The 9,198-nt window shown below is 49.0% G+C and carries 5 protein-coding genes; all 5 read left to right on the top strand.

The features are described from left to right. Positions 1–215 precede the first annotated feature (215 nt). The 5 genes from GC102_RS07215 to GC102_RS07195 all read left to right on the top strand — a co-directional run bounded on the left by GC102_RS07215 (position 216) and on the right by GC102_RS07195 (position 9,168). Positions 216–3,215, top strand: a complete 3,000-nt coding sequence (locus GC102_RS07215; RefSeq protein WP_171688867.1) for an Ig-like domain-containing protein — start codon at positions 216–218, stop codon at positions 3,213–3,215. 439 nt (positions 3,216–3,654) lie between these two features. Next, the gene (locus tag GC102_RS07210) at positions 3,655–5,802 is read left to right on the top strand and encodes a sensor histidine kinase (protein ID WP_171688866.1); all 2,148 of its coding nucleotides are present in this window, start codon (positions 3,655–3,657) and stop codon (positions 5,800–5,802) included. Further along, positions 5,768–6,469, top strand: coding sequence for a response regulator transcription factor (locus GC102_RS07205; protein WP_171688865.1), 702 nt, complete (start codon positions 5,768–5,770; stop codon positions 6,467–6,469). The genes GC102_RS07210 and GC102_RS07205 overlap by 35 nt, the downstream gene beginning before the upstream one ends. A 147-nt stretch (positions 6,470–6,616) precedes the next feature. After that, entirely contained in the window at positions 6,617–7,090 is a 474-nt protein-coding gene (locus GC102_RS07200; RefSeq protein WP_171688864.1) for an SRPBCC family protein, read from the top strand. Between the two features lie 59 nt (positions 7,091–7,149). After that, entirely contained in the window at positions 7,150–9,168 is a 2,019-nt protein-coding gene (locus tag GC102_RS07195) for an S-layer homology domain-containing protein (RefSeq protein WP_171688863.1), read from the top strand. The last annotated feature ends 30 nt before the right edge of the window (positions 9,169–9,198 follow it).

Raw genomic sequence — 9,198 nt, 5'->3', positions numbered from 1 at the left:
CTTACGTGAACCGTTTGAAGGCGGATCCTGACGTTCAAAAAATATTGAAAGAGTATGCCGATCAGTACAAGCTGAAATTCGGGGAGAAAAAATAGCGTTGCAGGTATCGGGGAATAGGCTCGGGTCGCTTATACGAGGTTGGCGGGCCTTTTCTTTCCAATAAGAAGTAAACGCTTTCAAGCGAGCGAAGATGATAATGTAACGGAGGTTAACTGATGAAAAGAAGGATATTACCTGTAATCATAATGTTGATTGTTACACTTGTGATCGGCCTGATTGCTCCTTCGCCGTGGTCGAATCTTCTGGCCGAAGCGTCAGGGGGCGCGAACATCGCTCCGAGCGCAACCGTAACGGCCAGCACATACGGAGCGCAGGACACGCCGGACAAAGCGATAGACGGGATCAAGGACAATAATGCGAGCAGATGGAGCTCCAAATGGTACGCAACGCCGCCGGCAGGCACGCCAAAGACTCCGCAGTGGCTTCAACTGGAGTGGAATGCTCCTGTGAGTATAGATAACGTCCGGCTGTGGAGCGGCAATATGACGTCGCCCGGCTGGCAGCTCGTCGATTTCGAGATTCAATATTGGGACGGTTCCGGGTGGGTGACGGCAGCTGCGGTTTCCGACAATGCCAAGGACGGCAAGCTCGGGCAGTTTAACGATTTGACGTTTGCGCCCGTTCAGACGCAAAAGCTTCGCGTATATGTGACGGACGGCTGTCAATACGATACAGTGGCGCGCATATTCGAGATCGAAGTTTACGAGAGCGCCGGGCCAAGCCTGGAGACCGTACATATTGATACGGCCGAACGGCACCAGACGATCGAGGGCTGGGGCGGCAACGTGTATCCGCAATTTATTCCTCTGTTCGCGGCGAACGATCCGAATTACATGAACAAGATGCTGGATGAGTTGAAAACGACGAATATACGCGTTCGCAGCTACTGGTATTTGATGGAGGAAGCGAACGACGACGGCGATTCGCAAACATTCGACTGGAGCGAGTTTCAAGCGGGAGACAAAGGAGATGTGCATAAGGAACTGCTAGCTTTGCAAATGCTCTATAACCGGGGCGTGAAGCTGACGCTCGGTTCGTGGCGGTTTCCGAACTGGATGGTCGGCAAGCCGCCGGGGTACAACTGGTCCGGCGCCCAGATGACGCTGCCGGCCGATATGGATGACGAATACGCGGAAAGCATGGCAGGCTATTTGCTATATGCCCGCCAGCAATACGGCGTGACGTTCGACTATATTGCGGTCGCCAACGAGCCGAACGGCGGAGGCGTTTATATCAACGGCATTACGCCAGCACGATACGCGTCGCTTACGCAAAAGCTTAAACAGAAGCTGGAAGCGAATGGTTATCGTGCCGAGTATTTGGCCGGCGATACGAACGCGGCGACCATATCCGCCGCACAGTATGCGGAAAGCGTCTTGTTTGAAGACGCTTATGCGAATCCAGAAGGGCAAAGGCTGTTTAACACTCTTTCCTATCACGCTTACGAGCGATCTGTCGCTGGGCTGCAGCGGTACGAGGAAGCGGCCCGGACTTACGGCGTCAAGCTGCATGTCGGCGAGCAAGAAGACCAGATCATCGTAACGGACAAAGACAAATGGTCACGCGCGATGAATAACGCCGTTGCCATTCACGATTCGCTCACTTACAGCAGGGCGAATTTGCTGCAATACTTCGCGTATTCGGCGACGGATAGCGGAGGCTTGGTCATTTACAGCTACAGCGGCAAAACGTGGTACCCCGTCTATGACATGCTTAAGCATTTTTATGATGCGGCGCCGCCGGGCTCCGTCATGATCGGGGCTCATCCTGATGCTTCGTCAGTTTCCGATCTGTACACCGTCGCGTTCGAAAAGCCCGACAGAAAGCTGGAAATCGTCCTGATTAACGCCGCAACCGAAACGCGCCAATTGAAGCTTACCGGGGTCGGAAGCCGCATGTTTTCCGTGCGCAGCAGCGGCGAATTTACACGGAACTCGCTGGGACAGGATATTGCAGGCTCAGCGGCCGGAGAGGTTACGGTTACGGTCGCGCCTAACAGCATCGTTTCGCTTTCGGAGAAAGCTGTAGGGGGGACGGTCCAAGCGCTTCAACTGAGCTCGGCCTCTTCCGCTCCGTTAATCAAGGGAGATCGAGTTCAATTGTCGGCAGCGGCAAGCTACAATAATGGAACGGAAAGCAATGTGACGGCCGACGTGCAGTACGCAAGCAGCGACAATGCGGTAGCGACGGTGACGCGTTACGGTTTAGTAACGGGATTAAGCGCGGGAACGGCTGCGATTTCGGCGACGTTCGGAGGGCGAACCGCGGTCTACGAGCTGACGGTGGAAGCTATCGGGGTGCGATTGCTGCAGCTTAGCGGGCTTTCCTCTCCCGTTGACATAGGCAGCGAGCAGCAACTGGCGGTGACGGCACTCTTTTCAGACAACACATCTCGGGATGTGACGGCTTATGCCGAGTTTGCGAACAGCAGCCCGCTCATAGCGGGAGTGGATGCTGCGGGTAAAGTAACCGGCTTGTCGGTAGGTTCGACGGTCATTACAGCAACTTACAGCCATTTGTCAGTGGCTGTTCCTGTGATGGTGCAGAGCAGCAATTCCAGCACAGCTGCAGAATCGATGTTAACCGGTGCCGGGTTCGTAAGCCCGGGAGAGGATTTTGTGGTACGGTACGGGTTAAAGGGAGTAACGGAAAGCGTGTACGCTCAAGATATTATTGTCAGTTTCGATCCTGCATTGCTGAAATACGTTTCCGTTCAATCTTTACGGGAAGGCATCAGCATTGTAAGAGCTGTTAAACAAGCTGAAGGCAAGCTGCAGGTCATTGTAGCGAGCCAAGGGTCCTGCTGCGGGTTCACCGGCGATGGGGACATAATCGCAATCGCGTTCAAAGCCAAAAACATTCAACAAACGGGTACAGCGAATGTTACGGTATCGAAAGTTATGCTAGGCGACGCTCTGGGCATAGAAAGCGAAGCGGCTTCTGCCTCGTTGGACATTCTCATTGAACGTGTTATTCCAGGGGACGTAAACCGGGACGGCAAAGTATCCGTAGGCGACTTGTCCGTCGCTTCCATAAACCTGGGCAAAGGTAGCGTTGATCCAGATTGGAAGCGCTTGAAGCCGGCCGATCTGGACGGAGACGGCGTTCTGACTCCCACCGACCTAACCTTGCTCGCAAAGCTTCTGATGAACTAAGGGTCGTGGAGAAGTTTTGCTCGTAGAGATAAAAAGACATTAAAATAGTCCCTAGTCATAAACACCAAGAAAGAAAAGAGATGATGTCCTTAACAGGCATTGATCTCTTTTTTTCTTTTGCTGCTGGTGGCGCGACGGCCTCTATTAGATGAGACTGAAAAGTTCGGATTCCTCATATGATGGAATATGTCGATTTCAAGCGGAAATTGCTGAAAAATCGTGCATGTATAGCATCTCCTCAAAGGAAAAGAGACACTCTTGAAGAATATACATAGTGACTATGTCAGCTCTTGGGGGGTTAGGTTACGTCACCGAAAACTTCGTCAAGGTGGGGTAAAGTCCCTTTGTTTTTGTCTATGTGTAGCGAACGTAATGCAGGTGCTAACCAAACGCTTCAATTTACTTTAAGGGTCATAAATTATTGTGAGAGAGAGGCCGTATGAGAAAATTATTTTACAAACCATATGTACTGTTTCTTGTCTTGTTATTTTGTGTACTGCTTCCCGGCGGTTCTGCTTTAGGCAAAGGCTCTCAGCCAGAGGCAGTGAAAGGCATTCTCGATTTGTCAGAGTGGAATTGGGAACACAGCGGGCTTGCCAAGCTGGATGGCGAGTGGGAGTTGGTCTGGAGCCGACTTTTGACGCCAGATGATTTTGCTCGCGGCTCGTACAGTAGTTCTCCAACCTATGCGCAAGTGCCGAAGGAATGGAAAGCTTTGCGGGTGGACGGCGGGCAGCTGTCAAACCAAGGATACGCGACATACCGTCTGCTGATTCGTACAGACTCTGCCGACAACGGTAAAGATATGGGGCTCTATGTCCCGAGTGTTGCGACAGCATATAAACTATGGATTGACGGAAGGCTGGCAGCCATGAACGGTGTTGTCGGAACGAGCAAAGAGGAAATGGTTCCAGCCAACTTTCCGAAGCCTGTATTTTTCCATTTACAGGGTAGTCAGACGGAGCTTGTTATTCAAGTATCCAATTTTGTGCAGCGTAAAGGCGGTTTGTGGGAAGCTTTTCGTTTAGGTGATTCGCAGGAAGTGATTTATGAGCGGGAGAAGGAGATGACTTCTCAACTGCTGATCGTCGGAAGCTTGTTTACGATGGGGCTTTACCATATGGGTCTCTTCTTGGCACGCAGAAAGGATAAGTCACCACTAGTTTTCGGATTCTTTTCCTTTGCTATTGGGATTAGGACAATGGTCACTGGGCAAACGCTAGTTGCTTACCTGTTTCCGCACATTTCTTGGGAATTACAGGTTCACTTGGAATATCTGTCGGCGAGTTTTAGCATGATCATGTTCGCCTTGTTCGTCTATTACCGGTATCCTGCCGAAATGCATAAAGGTTTGCGCAACCTGTTTGTTGGGGTGTTATTGGCATACAGTCTGTTCGTTCTTGTAACACATGCGTCCGTTTATACCTACACGATGCTGCATTTTCAAATTGTTATTCTTGTGTTGATAGGCTTTGCTCTCTATGTTTTTGTGCGAGCTTTCATGCGCAGAAGAGATGGGGCTCGCCTCAATATGGCAGCGGTGGCCGTGTTCTTGGTCTTCGCGCTGAATGATGTCCTTTTCGACAATCGGATTATTGCTAACGGACATTTGGTGCAGCTGGGGATGCTATTTTACCTATTCATAGAATCAGTTAACTTGTCGCATCAATTTTCAAAGTCGTTTGCGCGTGTCGAAACGTTGTCTGCGCAGTTGAAAGAGTGGAACGAAATGCTGGAGGAAAAGGTGCAGGAAAGAACCGAGGCACTGGAACAATCCAACGAGAACATGCAACGGGTCAATAAGGAATTGGTCAAAATGGAGAAGTCGCGTCGGCATATGTTAACCAATATTTCCCATGAACTGGGAACCCCTTTGACGCTCATTCAAGGATATGTGAAGGCGGTTTTGGACCGAGTAGACGAAGAGAACCACGATCGGTATTTGCGGTTGACCTATGAAAAGACGTTGATCTTAGATCGCATTATCGGCGACTTGTTCGAGCTGTCGAAGTTAGAAACAGGCAAAATCCGCTTTGACTGTCAAGCGGTTTCCCCGGCAGCGTATATTCGCTCGCTCTACGATAAATACGAGCTGTCTTTTAAGCAAGAAGGATACAGCTTTGAATTTATTGATCGTTCTGCTTCTGTTGCACATAGAGGGGCACCCGTTTGGATTGACGTATTGCGAATGGAGCAAGTCGTTACAAACTTGTTGTTCAACGCGCGAAAATTTACGCCCTCAAGTGGATTCATTCATCTTATCGTCGAGCAGTCCGGTTCCCGGGAGAAGGGTGACTTGGGTGTAAGGGTCACTGTTCAGGATTCCGGAAGAGGAATTGACGAGGAAGATTTGCCGTTTGTTTTTGATCGCTTCTATAGAGGGAAGGAATCCAGCAAGAACAGTTCGACCGGAACGGGTCTCGGGCTAGCGATTTGCAAAGAGATTATTGCCCAACATGGCGGTACGATTGAGGTGGAGAGTAAGTTAGGTAGCGGTAGCGCGTTTACCTTTACACTTCCGGTCATGAACGATATGGAGGAGGAGCTGGCGCATGACAAAGGCAGCGAAAATATTGATCGTCGATGATGAAGAGGAAATTCGGGGACTGATCGGCCTCTATTTGCGAAATCAAGGATTTCAGGTGGTTATGGCGAAAGACGGTAGCCAGACAATTGCACAACTTAAGCAGGAAAAACCGGATCTGATCGTGCTCGATATTGTGCTTCCTGATACGGATGGTGTAGAGCTGTGCAGGCGGATTCGGGAACACTCGGATATACCGATTATTTATCTAAGCTGCAAGCGGGAGGCGGAAGATATTATCACTGGACTCGATACCGGCGGGGACGATTATATGACCAAACCGTTCGACCCGATGGTGCTCGTCTCTCGGGTTAAAGCGAATCTGAGGCGGGCGGCAGTCGGTCAAAAACGAGACAAGGAAGACATGCTTATCACGTGCGGCGAATTGCAGGCAAATTTGCAGAGCTTAGAGGTCCTGGTGAAGGGAGAGTTTATCGATTTGTTCGCCAAAGAGCGGCAGCTATTGCTTTTTCTACTGCAAAATCAGAACCAAGTGTTTAGTGCGGAACAGCTGCACAAGCAGGTATGGGGCTGGGATAGTTTCAGCGACGAGCGAACGGTAATGGTACATATTAGCAATCTGCGCAAGAAGATTGAATCTGATTCGGCAGCGCACAAGTATATTCATACGGTTAGAGGCTTTGGGTATAAATTTTGCTTGGATGTATAAGTTTTAGTTTTAAGCAGAGCGATAATTCCTTGCGAGGAATGTCGTTTTTTTTGTTTTTTTAACAGTTTTTAAACTTGGGTTGATACAATCGTAACTTAAATATCTGTTTATCGTTGTGCAAAATGAATCGGTTTTGGGGGGGACTGTATGGCTTCGTATAAGTATAATTTTGAAACAAATTGGAAATTCGAGTCTGATATCCATCAAGTTTGGGGACTCATCGCCGGATTTAAGTATAGCGATTGGTGGCGTGGAGTAAGTTCTGAGAGTATATATCAAGGCTTTAGGCAAGATGGGATTGGCGATAAGTACAACTATGTTTTCCGCACCAAGCTTTCCTATCAGCTAGCTTTCATGGCGGAAATAGTAGGGAAAGAAGAGCCCAGGTATTTAGAAATCAAAGCTACCGGTGAATTGGAAGGCAGAGGCGTTTGGAAACTATCACAAGAAAGTAACATTACGCATGTCCAATATGTCTGGCAGGTAAATGCAAATAAGAAATGGATGAATAGGCTGGCCCCGGTCTTGAGACCTGCTTTTGTATGGAATCATGATCAAGTTATGGATGAGGGTGCTAAAGGAATTGCTGCTGCATTAGGAATAAAGCTGATTTCAAATTAAGTTATGTTTCAAGCCATCGTTTTAAACATTGATTAATTAACTCATAGAGGTGACAGAAGTTGTTTACGACAAAAATTAAAGGTTGTCTTATTTTGCTAATGTTGGTTATGGGCGCAGCTGCTTTAGCGGGCTGTGTCTCCAACGCCCCAAGCATTACTTTCCGAATCGAAAAAGGCAACATGACCGTTCAGGATTCTGTTTATGCCAGGTACGCAGACGGCACCGTAACACAAGCCGTATATCAAGGGACGGCCCCCAATCAGACGCATGACGATTATTTGATGAACAATGCTTCGAATAAAACGATTGTAAGCGGTTTTGTAACTAATGGCACAGTAAGCTGGGTTCCTGATAATATTCAAAATGATTTTTGCAGATGTTACGTTATTTACACACACAACACTGCGAAATTATACAATGACTGGGGCAAGCCTACGATCCCAGCGGTGAGCGCTGAAATTCAAAGCGTATCAGCGAATGCTGCAAATGCTCAGCATGTGGATGTGACATTCGCCGTTTATGGCGCGCAGCATCAATTTGTTGATGGTCTTACCGAAATTTTTGCGCACACAAATAATCCAGATGTCAAATTTGAAATTAACAACTCACCAAGCATCGCTTATGAAAGCGGATATTCAAAAAGCGCAAGTGGCGGCTTGGTTACATTTACGCTAGCTCCCGATCCACTCAATACCAGCGCTTCGCCGTTGGAAATCGCCAATTTGGATTCGTTTCAAATTTCGTTGAAATCGGGGTTCAAAGACATCCCGATCAATCATGAACCGACTGCCATTTCCGTTAGCGACAAAACCATTAGCACCGGGAAAGGACTTACTTTGCATGGGAATGATTTGGCCAGTGATACGGATGTGGGAGATCAATTAAGGATCGACTCGGCGAGTGCACAGACTCCCGGCATCGTGAATCTTACCGTGAGCAACGGACAATTGAGCATCATGCCTCAGTCAGCAGGCTCGACCACCATAACTGCATATGTATATGATACGTATAGCGCAAGTGCGAGAGTCACTTTTAACGTGATCGTTGAGGCGTCTGCCATATCGAGACCAAACAGCAGCTCGGATACCGGCGGCGGGCCCGTTACGAGTGAGCAAGCAGCTGATCAAGCCGAAGCACAAGCAGATATAAGTTCGACCATAAGTGCGGAAGTGGAGCTGAAAAACCAAATTCGTGTAACTATTCCTGCGGGAGCTGTATCGGCAAAAGGCACCATCAAGGTAGCCTTAGTGCCTGAAAATCAGGCCCCAGCGGCGGATGGTAAGCAATCATTAACCGCAACATTTGAATTGACAAGCACGACAGGTCGTACGTTCGCGAAGCCTGTGGAGTTGACATTCACTTACGATGCCGAGCATGCCAACAAAGGGCAAAGAGGCGCAGTGTACTATTTCAACGAGCAGCAACAGCGTTGGATTTTTATTGGAGGAACGCAGAACAGCGATGGAACAGTAACAGCTTACGTCAATCATTTCGCGAAGTTTGCCGTGTTTGTTTATGAGCCGAAGGTGTTTTCGGATTTAGAGGGCCATTGGGCAGCGCCATATACGGAACGTCTTATCGGCATGAAGGTGATTTCGGGCTATCCTGATCACACGTTCCGCCCCGAGGAAAAGGTAACGCGGGCACAATTTGCCAAGATGTTCGTAGATGCGCTTGGGCTGCCGATGAGCGATAGCGCGATAACTTTTGCCGATGACAGCAACATTCCTGTGTGGGCGAAATCAGCTGTAGTCGCTGCGGTGAAAGCAGGCTACATCCATGGCTACGAGGAAAACGGCGCAAAGCTGTTCAAGCCGGACCAGACGATTACGAGAGCGGAGATGGCAGTGCTCATCGCCAAGGCGCTTCAGACAGATGTTGCGCTAACTAACAGCAAAACGATTCGATTTAAAGATGAAACTGACATTCCGGGTTGGGCTAAGCCGTCGGTTACCGCAGCCGCATTAGCGGGCATATTAAACGGTTTCGAGGACGGTACGTTTCGTTCTAGCAATGTGGCGACAAGAGCGGAAGCTGTGGCGATGATCTACAAGCTGCTGGAGGCGATGCACATTTAGCGTTATATGTAACAGGAGATTTGGAGGTAT

It is taken from the genome of Paenibacillus germinis, assembly GCF_013141785.1.
Lineage (GTDB): Bacteria > Bacillota > Bacilli > Paenibacillales > NBRC-103111 > Paenibacillus_E > Paenibacillus_E phytorum.
The sequence above is the reverse complement of the archived record's forward strand: the minus strand, read 5'-3'. Positions and strand labels throughout refer to the sequence as shown.

Coding starts and splice junctions, on each gene's coding strand:
- GC102_RS07205 (WP_171688865.1), top strand. CDS start 5,768: ATGACAAAGGCAGCGAAAATATTGATCGTCGATGATGAAGAGGAAATT.
- GC102_RS07215 (WP_171688867.1), top strand. CDS start 216: ATGAAAAGAAGGATATTACCTGTAATCATAATGTTGATTGTTACACTT.
- GC102_RS07200 (WP_171688864.1), top strand. CDS start 6,617: ATGGCTTCGTATAAGTATAATTTTGAAACAAATTGGAAATTCGAGTCT.
- GC102_RS07210 (WP_171688866.1), top strand. CDS start 3,655: ATGAGAAAATTATTTTACAAACCATATGTACTGTTTCTTGTCTTGTTA.